The sequence below is a fragment of the Campylobacter sp. 2018MI01 genome (genome assembly GCF_018501205.1).
GTDB lineage: Bacteria > Campylobacterota > Campylobacteria > Campylobacterales > Campylobacteraceae > Campylobacter_E.
On sequence record NZ_JAHCZE010000011.1, the window covers coordinates 23260 to 38797 of the forward strand.

At 28.8% G+C, this 15538-nt stretch carries 14 protein-coding genes; 9 read left to right on the forward strand and 5 right to left on the reverse strand.

What is annotated here, in order from left to right:
• Positions 1-58: 58 nt before the first annotated feature.
• Genes KJQ97_RS03295 through KJQ97_RS03325 form a run of 7 tightly spaced genes read left to right on the forward strand, consistent with a single transcriptional unit; the run spans position 59 to position 9099 of the window.
• A complete protein-coding gene (locus KJQ97_RS03295; RefSeq protein ID WP_214119949.1) occupies positions 59-1198 on the forward strand; it encodes an efflux RND transporter periplasmic adaptor subunit in 1140 nt (379 codons plus the stop codon).
• Positions 1198-4341 (forward strand): efflux RND transporter permease subunit, encoded by a 3144-nt coding sequence (locus KJQ97_RS03300; RefSeq protein ID WP_214119950.1) that lies wholly within the window; start codon positions 1198-1200, stop codon positions 4339-4341. The genes KJQ97_RS03295 and KJQ97_RS03300 overlap by 1 nt, the downstream gene beginning before the upstream one ends.
• Positions 4334-5674, forward strand: a complete 1341-nt coding sequence (locus KJQ97_RS03305) for a TolC family protein (RefSeq protein ID WP_214119951.1) — start codon at positions 4334-4336, stop codon at positions 5672-5674. Before KJQ97_RS03300 ends, KJQ97_RS03305 begins: the two co-directional genes overlap by 8 nt.
• 7 nt (positions 5675-5681) lie before the next feature.
• On the forward strand, positions 5682-6641 hold the full coding sequence (gene ribD / locus KJQ97_RS03310) for a bifunctional diaminohydroxyphosphoribosylaminopyrimidine deaminase/5-amino-6-(5-phosphoribosylamino)uracil reductase RibD (RefSeq protein WP_214119952.1): 960 nt from the start codon (positions 5682-5684) through the stop codon (positions 6639-6641).
• Positions 6642-7160 carry a YqhA family protein gene (locus KJQ97_RS03315; protein ID WP_214117232.1) on the forward strand — a complete coding sequence of 173 codons (519 nt, stop codon included), beginning with the start codon at positions 6642-6644 and terminating at the stop codon, positions 7158-7160.
• A 9-nt stretch (positions 7161-7169) separates the two neighbouring features.
• Entirely contained in the window at positions 7170-8171 is a 1002-nt protein-coding gene (gene hemE, locus KJQ97_RS03320) for a uroporphyrinogen decarboxylase (protein ID WP_214119953.1), read from the forward strand.
• Complete coding sequence (locus tag KJQ97_RS03325) at positions 8164-9099, forward strand: asparaginase (RefSeq protein WP_214117228.1); 936 nt, start codon at positions 8164-8166, stop codon at positions 9097-9099. The genes hemE and KJQ97_RS03325 overlap by 8 nt, the downstream gene beginning before the upstream one ends.
• A gap of 23 nt (positions 9100-9122) precedes the next feature.
• Here the strand turns inward: KJQ97_RS03325 and KJQ97_RS03330 are convergent, their stop codons facing one another.
• The 5 genes from KJQ97_RS03330 to KJQ97_RS03350 are packed head-to-tail and all read right to left on the reverse strand — an operon-like array spanning position 9123 to position 13909.
• Complete coding sequence (locus KJQ97_RS03330) at positions 9123-10967, reverse strand: transketolase family protein (RefSeq protein ID WP_214119954.1); 1845 nt, start codon at positions 10965-10967, stop codon at positions 9123-9125.
• Positions 10968-12008, reverse strand: a complete 1041-nt coding sequence (locus KJQ97_RS03335; protein ID WP_214117224.1) for a DUF7488 domain-containing protein — start codon at positions 12006-12008, stop codon at positions 10968-10970.
• Positions 12005-12307, reverse strand: a complete 303-nt coding sequence (locus KJQ97_RS03340; protein ID WP_214117222.1) for a YbaB/EbfC family nucleoid-associated protein — start codon at positions 12305-12307, stop codon at positions 12005-12007. Before KJQ97_RS03340 ends, KJQ97_RS03335 begins: the two co-directional genes overlap by 4 nt.
• Positions 12300-13640, reverse strand: coding sequence for a UDP-N-acetylmuramoyl-L-alanyl-D-glutamate--2,6-diaminopimelate ligase (locus tag KJQ97_RS03345; protein WP_214119955.1), 1341 nt, complete (start codon positions 13638-13640; stop codon positions 12300-12302). Before KJQ97_RS03345 ends, KJQ97_RS03340 begins: the two co-directional genes overlap by 8 nt.
• The gene (locus KJQ97_RS03350; RefSeq protein ID WP_214117289.1) at positions 13637-13909 is read right to left on the reverse strand and encodes a NifU family protein; all 273 of its coding nucleotides are present in this window, start codon (positions 13907-13909) and stop codon (positions 13637-13639) included. Before KJQ97_RS03350 ends, KJQ97_RS03345 begins: the two co-directional genes overlap by 4 nt.
• A 104-nt stretch (positions 13910-14013) precedes the next feature.
• Here KJQ97_RS03350 and trxA point away from each other — a divergent pair, with 104 nt between their 5' ends.
• Together trxA and dapB are read left to right on the forward strand one after the other, a co-directional pair.
• On the forward strand, positions 14014-14322 hold the full coding sequence (trxA, locus tag KJQ97_RS03355) for a thioredoxin (protein WP_214117217.1): 309 nt from the start codon (positions 14014-14016) through the stop codon (positions 14320-14322).
• A 4-nt stretch (positions 14323-14326) separates the two neighbouring features.
• A complete protein-coding gene (dapB, locus tag KJQ97_RS03360; RefSeq protein WP_214119956.1) occupies positions 14327-15064 on the forward strand; it encodes a 4-hydroxy-tetrahydrodipicolinate reductase in 738 nt (245 codons plus the stop codon).
• The last annotated feature ends 474 nt before the right edge of the window (positions 15065-15538 follow it).

Genomic DNA, 15538 nt, shown 5'->3' on the forward strand with positions numbered 1-15538 from the left:
AACTTAAATGTAATTATAATTACATCTTTAAAATTTAAAATTACAACAAGGAAGATTTATGAAAAGACTTATTAAATTAAGTTTCGTTGCTAGCTTATTATTATTTACAGCTTGCAATGACAAGGTAGAGCAAAAGCAGCAAGAAATGCCACCTTCTATTGTAGATATTAAAAAAGTAAGTTTAGAAAATGCTGAAATTTATTATCAATATGCAGCGAAATTAGAAGCTAATAAAGATGTAATAGTTTTGCCAAAAGTATCGGGCGAGATTAAAAAAATATTATTTAAAGATGGCGATTTTGTAAAACAAGGAACAATTTTATATAAGATTGATGATGAGCAATATAAAGCTAGTTTGGATTTAGCGTTAGCTGATGTTGGTGTTGCTAAAGCAAACTATGAAAATGCTAATACTGATTATAATAGAACTAAAGACTTATATGCTAAAAAAGCAGTTAGCCAAAAAGAATTTGATGCAAAAGAAGCGGCATTTAAAAGTGCAAAAGCTAGTTTAGATAGAGCTAACGCATCTTATAAGATAGCTAAGTTAAACTATGATTATACTAATGTAAAAGCTCCATTTGATGGGTATGTGCAAGCTTCATTAGTTGATGCTGGAAGTTATGCTAATGCAAATAATACTCAATTAGTAAAAATTGTAGATCAAAATACTTTAAAAGCTACATTTTTTATATCAGATACAAATATGGAACAAATTAAAAGAAATAATAATGATTTAAAAAGTGCAAAAGCTAATTTTACTTTAAATGGTAAGACTTATGAAGGTAAAGTTGAGTTTATATCAAATTATAATGAATTAGCAAGCACTAAGGCTTATGCGGTTTTTGAAAATACTAATCAAGAATTAAGTGCAGGAACCTTTGTTAGTCTTAAACTAAGCAATATTATGCAAAATGATTCTTTTGTAATTAGTAGAGAAAATTTATTACAAGATATTGATGGATATTATGTATTTGTTAAAGACAAAAATATAACAAAACAAATTCATGTTAAAACAATTTTTGATGATGAGAAAATTGCCGTAATTGACGCAAAAACAAGTGATTTAAAAGTTGATGATGAATTGATTTTAAATAATTATAAAAAGATTTATCCTGGCGCAAAAATAGCAACTAAGGCAGAATTTGGTGCGATGATGCAAAAGCAAGCTCCTAAAGAGCAGACTAAGGAACAATAATGTTTTCTAAGTTTTTTATATATAGACCAGTATTTGCGATAGTTGTTTCAATTATAATTACTATTGCTGGTATTTTAGGAATGAAGGGTTTGCCTATTGAAGAATATCCTAATGTAACATCTCCAACGGTTAGGGTAACTGCTAATTATTCTGGCGTTGATGCAGCTACGCTTTCTCAAAATGTAGCAAGTATTCTTGAAGACGCAATTAATGGTGTTGAAGATATGATTTATATAACTTCAAGCTCAAGTTCAAGTGGTTTGATGTTTTTAAATGTTTATTTTAAGGTTGGAAAAGACCCATCAAAAGCATTAATTGATGTTAATAATAAAGTTCAAAGCGTTCAAGCAAAAATGCCTGAAGAAGTTAAAAAATTAGGTGTTAGTGTTGATGAAACTAGCTCAAATATTTTAGCTGTTGTTTCGTTTTATTCTCCTGATGATAGCCGTGATGAAACTTATCTAAGTAACTATGCTACATTAAATGTGGCTGAAGAGTTAAAGAGATTAGAAGGTATTGGTAGTGCTGAAGTAATTGGAGCTAAAGATTATTCTATGAGAATTTGGCTTGATTCAGAAAAGCTTAATAAATATGATTTAAATCCAGCTGTTGTAAGTGCAGCTATAAGAGAACAAAACTCACAATATCCAACAGGAACAATAGGCGATTTACCTATGAAAGAAATTAGTCCATTTGTTTATACAATGAGCGCTAAAGGTAAGCTTAGTAAGGTAAGTGATTTTGAAAATATCATAATAAAAGCACTTCCAAATGGAAATATTTTATATTTAAAAGATATAGCAAGAGTAGAGATAGGAACTAAAAACTATGGTTTTGCCGGACTTAATAATGGTAAAAAAATGGTTCCTATGATGATTAATTTAAAATCAGGTGCAAATGCTATAGCAGTAGCTAAAGCTGTGCAAGAAAAATTAGAAGAGCTAAGCAAATTCTTCCCAAGTGGTGTTGCTTATAGTATGCCTTATGATACTACCGATTTCGTAAAAGATAGTATAAGCGAAGTTGTTCAAACATTTGTTGAAGCTATTTTACTTGTTTTAATAGTTATGTATATGTTCTTAAAAAACCTTCGTGCAACTATTATTCCATTAATTGCTGTGCCGGTTTCTTTACTTGGAACTTTTGCTTTCCTTTATGTTTTTGGTTTTACAATCAATCTTATTACATTATTTGCTTTAGTTTTAGCAATCGGCATTGTTGTTGATGATGCTATTGTCGTTGTAGAAAATGTTGAGCGTGTGTTTAGAAGTGGTATTACAAAAGATGTAAAAGCAGCTACTAAAATGGCAATGGATGAAGTAACCGGACCTGTAATTTCTATCGTTTTAGTATTAAGTGCGGTATTTATTCCTGTATCATTTTTAGATGGATTTGTAGGGCAAATTCAAAGACAATTTGCAATTACTCTTGTAATTTCTGTTTGTATTTCAGGTTTTGTTGCATTAACGCTAACTCCTGCATTATGCGGTATATTATTAAAAGACCATGAAGATAAGCCTTTTTATTTAGTTAAAAAATTTAATGACTTTTTTGATTGGAGTATTAATATTTTTGGTAGTGCAGTTGCAAAAGTTTTAAGACATGTAATTCCAAGTTTAATAGTGGTTGCTATATTCTTTTATGGAATTTTTGCCTTACTAAAAATTATTCCTAGCTCTCTTGTTCCTAGCGAAGATAAGGGTGCTGTATTGGTTTTATCACAATTAAAATCTTCTAGCAACCTAGATAAAACTCTAGCCTTTAATAATAAAATCTATGATATGGTTAAGAATAATCCTGCAGTAGAAAGTATGATTTCTTTAAATGGATTTGATGTAGAGAGTTCAGCTCTTTCTCCAAGTGCTGGAATTTCATTTATTACATTAAAAGATTATAAAGATAGAAAAGATTTAGGTATTAATGGAGATAGTGAAAATTTAGCTAATACTTGGATGAAAAATATGTGGCTTGACCCTGATGGTTTTGCATTTTTCTTAAATCCACCACCGATTATGGGGCTTTCTTTAACAGGCGGATTTGAAATGTATGTGCAAAATAAATCAGGTAAAAGTTATGAAGAAATTAAAAAAGATATAGATACTTTACTTGCAGCAGCATCAAAAAGACCTGAATTAACTCAAGCAAGAACGACTTTAAATACTGATTATCCTGAGTTAAAAGTAAGTGTTGATGAGAAAAAAGCTAAAATTTTAGGGCTTAGTTTAAGTGATATATATTCAAATTTAAATTTAATTTTTGGTTCTGTTTATGTGAATGATTTTACTGCTTTAGGTAAAAATTTCCAAGTAAATGTAAGAGGCGATGAAGAATTTAGAAATAAAAGAACAAGTCTTGAAAATATTTATGTTAAAAATAGTGAAGGCAAAAGTATATCTTTAGCTAGTGTTGTTGATATTAAGCCAAGTGTAGCAGCGTTTTCAGTAACTAGATTTAACCTTTTCCCAGCTGCAAAAGTTACAGCTTCGCCAGCTCCAGGATATACTAGTGGAGATGCTATTAATGCTATAGTTGAAGTATTTAATGAAACTATGAATAAAGATGAATATTCTTATGCTTGGGCAGGAAGTTCTTATGAAGAAGTAAATGCTAGTGGTAGCGGTTCTACTGCATTTGCATTAGGTATGGTATTTGTATTTTTAATACTTGCAGCTCAATATGAAAGATGGTTAATGCCACTTGCAGTAATTACGGCAGTTCCTTTTGCAGTATTTGGAAGTTTAGCAGCAACTTATTTAAGGGGTATGCAAAATGACATATATTTTCAAATAGGTTTATTATTGTTAATTGGTCTTAGTGCAAAAAATGCTATATTAATTGTTGAATTTGCTATGGAAGAAAAATATAAACACGGCTTAAGTACTTATGATGCAGCTATAAAGGCGGCAAAACTTAGATTTAGACCTATTATTATGACTTCTTTAGCGTTTGGTTTTGGTATTTTACCTTTAGTATTTAGTGAAGGTTCAGGTAGTGCTGCTAGACACTCACTTAGCACAGGGCTAGTTGGTGGTATTATTATAGCTTCTAGTATATCTATTTTATTTGTGCCTTTATTTTTCTATTTACTAGAGAGTTTAAATGATAAGGTTTTTAAAAAGAAAGGAAAGCAAATTAATGAATAAGCTTTTAATATCAGCAATCGCAGCTTTATTTTTAGCTGCTTGCTCTAGTGTTAATAATTATGAGCTTAAAACTCCAAATAATTTAGATAATAATACTAAATTTGAAATTAAAGATTGGAGAAGTTTAGGTAATGATGCAAATCTTAATCGCTTGATTGAGATTGCTATGGAAAACAATGAAGATGTTAAAATGGCTATTAATAATCTTTTAATAGCTGAATCAAATTTAGTAAGTGTTGGGATTAAAAGAGAGCCTAGTATTAATCTTGGAATTAATGCAAATGAGAGATTAATTAAACACCAAAAGCCAACTTACGGACATTCTTTAGGTCTTAATTTATCTTATGAAATAGATTTATTAAATAAATTTGGTAAGGCTAAAGATAACGCTATTTATAGTGCTAATATTAGCGAATTTGATGTAGAAAACACTTATCAAACTATTGGATTTAGTATCGCAAAACTTTATTATCAAGTTGTAGCAACTAATAAAAAAATAGAAATTTTAGAAGACTTTATAAATAGCTATGAAAAAACTTTAAAATTAAAAGAAGAGCAATATAAATTAGGCTTTATTACAAAATCAGTTCTTTTACAAACTAAAGAACAATTTACTCTAAATCAAACTAAATTAAGAAGTTTAAAATTAGAAAGAGATTTGTATATTAATTCTTTAGATATTTTAGTTTATGGATTAAATCAAGAAAAAGAACCAATTAAATTTGCTAATAACTTAATAGAAGATTTTGTTATGCCAGCTACTATACCAAGCTCTGTTATGACAAATCGTCCTGATATAGCAAAAGCAATTTTAGATGTAAAAATAGCTCATAATAATGCAAAAATTGCTTGGGATAGCTTTTTTCCAACCTTTACAATAGGTGCTGGTGTTAGTTGGAGTGGAGATACACATAATGTATTTTCTGACCCTGTTGGCTCAATTACTGCTAGTTTGTTACAACCTTTATTTAATTTAGGTGATGTTGATGAGCAAGTAATTAGAGCAAATTTAGCTCAAGATAATGCAGTATTAGGCTATGAAAAAGTAGTAAAAACTGCGTTAAAAGAAATAGAAGATGCTATTTTAAAATATAATAATGCTGAAGTTAAATTAAGAGATTATGATGAAATAGTAAAACTAGAAGAAGAAATTTATGAGTTTAATAAGCTTAAATTTAATGAAGGAGAAATCAGCTTTTTAGAATTCTTAGATAGCGAAAGAGCTTTACAAAATAGCTTAATAGAGCAAATTGATTTAAAATTAGGCAAGATAACTGCAGGAATTGATGCTTATAAAGCTATTGGAGTTAAAAAACTTGAATTTAGGAAGTGATTTTTATATGAACCTAGCCTTAAAAGAGGCTTGGAAATATCAATTCTTAACTTATCCAAATCCTGCCGTAGGTTGTCTAGTATTAGATAAATACGGCAAGATTTTAAGTATTAAAGCACACCAAAAAGCAGGAACATTTCACGCAGAAAGATTATGTGTGAATGAAATCTTAGAAAAATATGGAAAAGATGCTTTAAAAGATAGTGTATTTTATGTAACTTTAGAGCCTTGCAGTAAGCAAGGTCGCACTCCACCTTGCCACGAATTATTAATAAAATATAAAGTTAAAGAAGTAAATATAGGCTCAAGTGATAGTTCTCAAAATGGCATAAATGAATTAAAACAAGCTGGAATTAAAGTAAATCTTGGGATTTTACAAGATGAATGCGATAAACTAATTGCTCCATTTAAATTCTGGCTAGATAATAAGCCTTTTGTTTTATTTAAATTAGCAATTAATCTAAATTATAACAATGAAGGTAGTATTAGTAATGAGTATTTAAGGACATATTTTCACGAAATTAGAACTAATATAGATTATTTAATAATTTGTGGCAATACTTTAAGACTTGATAATCCTATGCTTGATGCTAGATATTCTACTAGCAAAAAAGCACCTAATTTATTAGTATTTTCAAAATATTTTCAAGATTTAAATTCTAATTTTAAATCTCTAAATATTTTTAAAACTAATAGAGAAATTATTTTTGGTAAAAATCCTTTAAAATTAAAAGATGAATTGCAAGAGCAAAATATTAAATTTGTAATGATTGAAGGCGGGTTTAATGCCTTAGAACTTTTCAAAAATCAAATAGATTGGTTGTTTTTACAACAAAGTAATTCTACTTATAAAAATTCAAATAACTTTAAGTTAAGTTTAAGTCCTATTTATCAAAGCACTACAAAAGATTTTTATAATAAACCACACGAATACCAACAATTCGGATTTTATGAAATAAGGGAATAAATGTTAGAAAAATATTTTGAAAAATTCCTAGTAAATTCTAGGTTTATTACAATCTTACCTGTTATTTTTGGTCTTTTAGGTGCTTTTATGTTATTTTTTATTGCTAGTTTTGATGTGTATAAGGTCATAAAAGTTACATATACTTATTATTTTTTAGGTGCTGATATTGACATTCACGAAGAAGCTGTAAGCACTATAGTTGGAGCTGTTGATTTATATTTAATGGCTTTAGTTTTTTATATATTTTCTTTTGGAATATATGAATTATTTATAAGCGATGTTGAAGAATTTAAACAATACAAACAAAGCAAGGTTTTAGAAGTTCATAGTTTAGATGAGCTAAAAGATAAGCTTGGTAAAGTTATTATTATGGTTTTAGTTGTTAATTTTTTCCAACACGCACTTAATTTAAAATTTAGCTCAAGTATGGATATGCTTTATTTAGCAATCGGTATTATGTGTATTTGCCTTGGATTATGGGCTTTACATAAAAGTGATAATAAATCTAAAGAACACTAAGGAGCAAAGATGATATTTATAGATACTTGTTTTGGAAAAAAAAGTGATGTTATGCCTATTTGGATGATGCGTCAAGCAGGTAGATACCTAGCTGAATACAAGGCTACTCGTGCTAGAGCAGGAGATTTTTTAAGTCTTTGTAAGGATTATAAATTAGCTAGCGAAGTTACGCTTCAGCCAGTGGATATACTAGATTTTGATGCGGCTATTATATTTTCAGATATTTTAGTAGTGCCACTTGAGATGGGCTTACCACTTAGATTTGAAGCAGGTGAAGGTCCTGTTTTTGATGAGATAATATCAAGTGAAATTGATGTAGAAAAATTAAATATAAATGCAGCTAGTAAATTAACTTATGTTTATGACGCTATAAAATTAACTCGTGAAAAATTAGCTTCAAATAAAGCTTTAATAGGATTTTGTGGTGCTCCTTGGACTTTAGCAACATATATGATAGAAGGAAAAGGCTCTAAAACTTATGCAAAAAGCAAAAGAATGATTTATGAAAATCCAGCCCTAGCACATAAATTATTAGCAAAAATTACTGAAGTTTTAAAAGAATACTGCGAAAATCAAATAAAAGCAGGTGCTAATGCTATTCAGATTTTTGATAGCTGGGCTAATGCACTTGAGCCTAGTGCTTATTTGGAATTTGCTTGGAAATATATTCAAGATTTAGCAAGTTATTTAAAGACAAAATACCCACATATTGCAATAATTGCTTTTCCTAAAGGAGTAGGTGGTTTTATTGAATGCTTAGATGCAAAAATTGATGTTTTAGGTGTTGATTGGAGCACTCCACTTCAAGTAGCAGCAAAAACTCCTTATGTATTACAAGGAAATCTTGAGCCTTGCAGACTTTATAGCAAAAAAGCTATAAAAGAAGGCGTTGAAATCATAAAAGAACTTACAAAAGATAAGGCTCATATATTTAATTTAGGGCATGGAATTTTACCTGATATTCCAGTAGAAAATGTAAGATATTTAATAGATTGTGTAAGAAATGCTTAGTTTAATATCTCTTGGCGGGACAATTTCTATGCGTAATTTAGGCGAAGGAGCAATTCCTAGCCTAAATGCTGATGATTTAACAAGTTCATTTAAAGACATTAATGCAATAACTTTTAGCAATATCTCAAGTCCAAATATAACTTTTTCAATGTTAATTGAAGTTTTAAATCTTGCAAAAGAAGAGATTAAAAAAGGCTCTCGTGCTGTAATTATTACTCAAGGAACTGATACTTTAGAAGAAAGTTCGTTTTTTTGTAATTTATTTTGGGATTTAGATGAGCCACTAATTTTTACAGGTGCTATGAAAAATCCTAGCGAGTTAGGAAGTGATTATCTAGCTAATATTAGCAATGCAATTACTTTAGCAAATAGTGAGTTAGCAAGGGGTTTAGGTGTGCTTTGTGTATTAAATGATAGCGTTCATTCAGCACAATTTATCCATAAAAGCAATTCATTTAGTCTTGAAACTTTTACAAGTTTTAATCGTGGTTTGGTTGGAGAGATTAAAGAAGGTAGGTTTTATTTATTTAATAATAATTATAAAAGGCTAAAACTAAAGCCTTTAAAAGAAATTACTAAAAAAGTAGCCCTGCTAAAAATGTGCCTTGATTTTGATAATGATATGCTTGAATATGCTTTAAATAATTATGATGGTTTGGTAATTAGTGGCTATGGAGCAGGGCATGTAATGGCTAGAGCTATGCCAATTATTCAAAAAGCAAATATTCCAATAATTATGACAAGTAGATGTGAAAGTGGTAAAGCAGGTCTTAGAACCTATGCTTATGCTGGAGCTGAAGTTGATTTGATTAAAAATGGTGTAATTATGAGTGAATATTTAAGTGATGTTAAGGCTAGAGCTTTATTAATTAGTGCTTTATCTTTAGGAATTACAAATATAAAAGGTATGATTGAAGAATTGATTTAAAGGCAAATAAATTGCCTTTAAACTTATAGTTTTTCTTTTATTTTTTCTGTATCAAATCCAAAATATTTAAATACATCTTTTTCTTTACCACTAGCACCAAAACTATCCATTATGAAAAGCTCATCGCAGTATTTATATAATTCATAAGACCTTGCAGCTTCTATTCCGATAATCTTGCCTTTTAATAAAGATTTATCAAATTCTTTATCAAATAATTCAAAGCAAGGCATACTTAATACATTTATATTTTTATCTTTTGCAACTTCAAGTGCAAGTGAAACCTCACTACCACTTGCAATTATTGTAGCTTCTGCATTATCGCTATATTTTATAAAATAAGCTCCCTTGCTAATATCAGGAATACTTGTATTTAAGCTTGGAAGTGCTGAGCGACTAAGCGTGAATGCACTTGGATTATTTAGCTTTAAAGCCACTTGCCAACAAGCTATATTTTCAGCCATATCAGCAGGACGGAAAGTGTATAAATTAGGAATATTTCTAAGAGTGCTGATTTGCTCAATTGGTTGATGAGTTGGACCATCTTCTCCTACTCCTATGCTATCGTGTGAAAATACAAAAAATGCTTTCAAATTCATTAAAGCCGCTAATCTTATTGAAGGCTTTAAATAATCACTAAATACTAAAAATGTAGCACAAAACGGATGCAAACCATATCTTGCCATTGCATTTATAATTGCACCCATTGCATGCTCACGAATGCCAAAAGCTATATTTTTACCACCATTTCTAATATCTGCATAATCTTTTAGATAAGTTTTATTTGATGGTGCTAAGTCTGCTGAACCACCTAAAAATGTAGGAATTTGTTTTGCTATTTCGTTTAGACAAGCGTGGTTGCTATCTCTTGTAGCGTAATTTTTACTTAAATCAAGTTTAGAAAAATCTACATTTAAATCTTTTTTGCCTTCTAAATAAGCTATAAATTCTAATTGTTCATCATTAAATTTATTTGCTTTATCCCAACTTGCAAAATACTCATCACTTCTTTTACACATTTTCTCAAAGCCATTTTTAGCTTCGCTATCTATATAAAACTCTTCTTCATTCCAATTAGCCGCTTTTTTAGCTTTTAAAGCTAGTTCAGCACCTAGTGGTGAGCCGTGAGTTTTCTCACTTCCTTCTAATTCACAAGCACCTTTTCCAATCTTGGTTTTAGCTATTATAATACTTGGACGCTCAGCATTTTTAGTCATTTCTAAAGCCTTGCTAATTTCATCAAAATTATGCCCATCAATAGTATAAACATCAAAGCCAACACTACTAAATCTAGCCTTTATATCATCACGAAACGCTTGTTTTACATCGCCTTCAATACTAATTTCGTTACTATCATAAATTAATACTAAATTATTTAAATTATGAACATTTGCTAAAGAACAAGCCTCATAGCTAATTCCTTCTTGCAAATCCCCATCTCCACAAAGGCAGTATATTTTATGATTTAACGAATTATTTAGTTTGCTACTAGCAAATTTTGCTGCCATTGCGAAACCAACAGCATTTGCAATACCTTGACCAAGTGGGCCTGTATCTATTTCTACTCCGTGGGTTTTAATCTCAGGATGCCCTGCTGCAAGTGAGCCTAATTGGCGAAAATTTTTAAGCTCATCAAGACTTAAATTAAATCCACTTAAATGTAAAAACGAATATATTAAAGAACTTGCGTGTCCGCCTGAAAATACTAATCTATCACGATTTATATGATTTTTTGTATTTAGATTAATTTTTGTGCTAAGCACTGCTAAAATATCACTAAGTCCCATTGCTACGCCTGGATGACCACTATTTGCACGATTAATCATATCTACACTTAAAAATCTTAAATTATTTGACATTTTTTCTAACATTTATTTTCCTTTGTTAATTGTTATAAAGAATTGAAAATCCCCGTTTTTATTCTCGTCTTTAATATATCTTTGGATTAATATATTTAAAACACCGCTTTGTTGAATTTGTTTATTAAAATCTGCTTTAGTATTTACTATTACATTATTTACTCTTAGGATTTTATCTTTTAGCTTAAAGCCTAAATTTTTATTTGAAATTCCTATTACATTTAGATTATTATCTAAAGTTATTCCTAAAGAATTTGAAATCTGTTTTTTAACAATTGCTTTTTTTGTTGTAAATACTGGTTGTTCATATATTTTAGGACTTACAACAGAGCTTATATTAATTTCTTCATTATCTCTTAAAACTTTTAAATAAATAGTGCTTTGATTTTCTGCAAAAAGTATTCTTTCATTTAATGCCCTAAGTGATTCTATAGGCTTATCATCTATGCTTAAGATTTCATCATTTAATCTTAAGTTGCTATTAAAAGTAATACCACTTACAAAATATCTATCCCCTCTTTGAGTAAATGTAGCACCAATATCGCCCCAATAAACATCATTATATTTTTTAAAATGATTTAAATAGCGATTGCCTATGAATTCTCCATTTAATAAACTAATACCCAAAACCTTGCAACAAGGAGAATTTAATAAACCAATTTTTGTATTAAAATCAAGCTTATCTCTTTCAAACAAACCTTGAGCTAGATATTTTAAATGTCCTATATATTCTTTTTTAGCATCAATAATTCCTAGCCAATCATTTCTAGTTCTTGTTGTTTCATCATCTGTGATTGGCTTTATTAAAGAAAAATCAGTCCTTACTAAATAAAGATTTAAAAATGGGTCGTATTTAATGTATGAATTTAATTTTGTATCAGGTAATTTTACTACAGCTAAAAGATTTTCATCTAACACAAAAGCAGGTAAGCCTTCGTAATTTAACATACTTGCTTTATTTTTTTCATAACATGCTAAATAATCATCAAATGTAGGTCGCTCTACGCCAAATAAGGTCGCTACTAACATTAAAGATAATGCAAGTTTTCTCATTTTCCTGCCTTAAAAAACATATCAGCCGCAGCATTTTTTGTGCTTGAACTTGCACTTTCTAATGCTTCATTTAGTGCAGAAATTAATAATATTTGCATAGATGATTTGTCTTTTAATAATTCATCATCTATTTTTATATCAATTACTTGAAATTTGCCATTTACTTTAACTTCTACCATTCCAGCACCACTTTTTGCTACAAATTCTTTATTTGCTAATTCGTTTTCAAATTCTTTAGCTTTATTTTGGACATCTTGCAACATTTCTTGCATTTTAGAAAAATCAAAATCTTTAAACATATTCACCTTTCAATCTAATTTTTTCTTCATAATTGTGTATTTCATCTAAGCATTCAAGTGCTACTTTTTCATCTAAAAATGGATATTTTACACCTTTTATTTCTTGGTAATCTTCATCACCTTTACCTAAAATCATAACACATTCATTTTTATTTTGAGCTAAAAGTGCTTTATAAATTGCTAATCTTCTATCAATTACAATATTTATATTTTTTAATTCGTTTTCGCTTAAGCCATCTATCATATCTTTAAGAATTGCAATGGGTTCTTCATCTCTTGGATTATCACTTGTTAAAAATAAAGTTTTTGCATAATGACTAGCTATTTTTGCCATAGGAGTTCTTTTACTTTTATCGCGATTACCACCTGCACCCAATACTACTATTAATTCTTTATGTTTCATTGCTTCTAGCACATTAGCAATTCCATCTGGAGTATGGGCAAAATCTACTATTATTTCTTTATTATATTTATTAGGAATGCTTTGCATTCTTCCCATTACCCCTGCATAATTAGCAATAGCATTAGTTAAATCATCTTTATTAGGTTTTACTAATTCATTAACACAAGCAAAAGCTGCAAGAAGATTATAGATATTAAATAAGCCTTTTAAAGAAGAGCTAATCTCATAAAGCTCATTTTTAACAGCAAAAACTGCTTCAATACCATCAATTAATGTATAAGCTTTTACACTATATAAAGCAGGATTTTCTATACCATAAGTAATAGCACCTTTTACATTATAAGAAAATTTATAAGCATCTTGATTTATTATTTTTAAGCATTCATCTTGAAAAAAACTTGCTTTACAATTTGCATAATTTTCAAAAGTTTCGTGAAAGTCTAAATGGTCTTGAGTTAAATTAGTATAGATTTTAGCAGCGAATTTCATATCTCCACAGCGATTTTGTGCAATTGCGTGAGAGCTTACTTCCATTACAAAATATTCGCAATTATTTAAAGTTGCAATTTGTAAATACGATAATAATTCTAATAAAAATCCTGTTGTTAAAGATTTTGCCGCAACTTTTTTATCATTACAAAATGCCCCACGAGTTCCACATAAAAATACTTTTTTACCTAAATCAAGCAATATAGAATAAATTGCAGCAGCGGTAGTGGTTTTACCATTTGTGCCTGTTATACCTATAATTTTTATATTTTCATTGATTTTTAAAAGTTCTCTTGCTTTTGCTTCGTTAATTACTAAAGCACCTTTAGATTTTGCATCGTTTTCGTATTTGGAATTTGAATTAGTTAGTAAAAAATAACAACCTTTTTCACATTCATTTGAATTATCTGTTATGTAAGAATTATCTAAATTAACTTTCATAGTTTTTCAAAAGCTTCCTTTCCACCTTCAAGATTTATTAGCGAAATATTGCTATCAATTTGTTCTTTTAAAGCCCTTTCAAGCCCTAATTTTAAAGTGGTATTTGCAGCAGCACAACCATGACAAGCACCAAGTAATTTTATATAAACAACCCCGTTTTTAACACCCAAAAACTCCAAATCACCACCATCATTATGAAGTATGTGAAGCTTTGATTTTAGGACATTTAAACAAGGTTCAATTAATTCTTCATCACTAAATATCATAATTTTTCCTTATTGTAATTTGTGTTATTGTGCTTTAATAAAATAAATATTCATTAACTAAGTTAGATGATAATTTTTATTTACAAATATTTTTTTAGGAGAATAAAATGGCAAAAGAATTAACAAGTGAAAATATTAATTTAGCTAAAAAAGGCGTTGCTTTAGTAGATTTTTGGGCACCATGGTGTGGACCTTGCAGAATGCTTGCACCTGCTATTGAAGAATTAGCAAATGAATTTGAAGGTAAAGCATTAGTGGCTAAAGTTAATATTGATGATTGTGAAGAATTAGCTGCTGAGTTTGGAATTCGCTCAGTTCCTACTATGTTATTTTTCAAAAATGGCGAAATAGTTGATACGGTAATTGGTGCTCAAGCAAAACAAGCTTTAGCTGATAAATTAAACTCACTATTATAATAAAATGATAAATCTAGCAGTATTTGGGGCAAATGGTAGAATGGGTAAGGAGCTAGTAAAACTAGCTTTGGCTGATGAGAATATTGATTTGGTATATTCTTTTACTAAGGAAAATAATGATTATAATGAGCTTTTTAAAGCTAATGTTATAATAGATTTTTCTACTCCTGCTGCTAGTGTTGAGTTACTTGAAAAAGCTAGCTTATTAGATAATCCACCAGCTTTAGTTGTTGGAACTACTGGGCTTAAAGATGAATATTTTAAAAAAGCTAAATCTTATAAAGGTAAGTTTTTTTGGGCTTCTAATACTTCATTGGGTGTTGCAATATTAAATGAACTTACGAAAATTGCTGCACTTGCTTTAAAAGAATTTGATATAGAAATTTATGAAAAACATCATAAACATAAAGTTGATGCTCCTAGTGGAACAGCTCTAACATTAGCAAAAAATGCACTTGAAGCTAGAAATAAAGCTTTAAATAAAGAGCATAAGATTTGCTTTAATAGAGAAGGCAAAAGAGAAGATAACGAAATAGGTTTAGTAAGCCTTAGAGGTGGTAGCGTTGCAGGGTATCATAGCGTTGGATTTTATGGAGATGATGAAAGTATAGAATTAATTCATAATGCAAATTCTAGAGTAATATTTGCTAAAGGTGCTATTAATGTAGCAAAATGGCTTATTACTAAAGAGAATAAAAATTATTCTATGAGTGATTTTGTAGGTGAATTATTAAATAAGTAATTATAAAACATATTTTATTTTTAAGGTTGCTTATAAAATTTACAATTAGTATTGCTTAATAACGAATAAAAATAATACCTTTAAACAATACAGGTTCAAAATTTATAATCGTTATTTGAGCTTAATTTTTACAATATAAGTGATTTATAAAAAGGGCTTTTGCTTTATAAAATGTTTTTAAAGTCCTTAAAATGTAATTTAATAATTTTTGTAAAACCTACTAAATAGATTTTAAAATCAATTTATATGTTAAAATTGATAGAATTTTTTATTAAAACAGATATTAAAATTTTTAAGAGAATTTAAACTAAGATATTTTAAAGCTTCACAAAATAAATTAGTATTCAAATTTATGGATTATATTTGCTTTATTAAAATATTTATAAATTTTTTTATTGCAGAGCAATTGTTGTTGTAAAATAAATTTGTTTTTATATTCTTTTATATTCATAAAACTATATATCAAACTAGAAA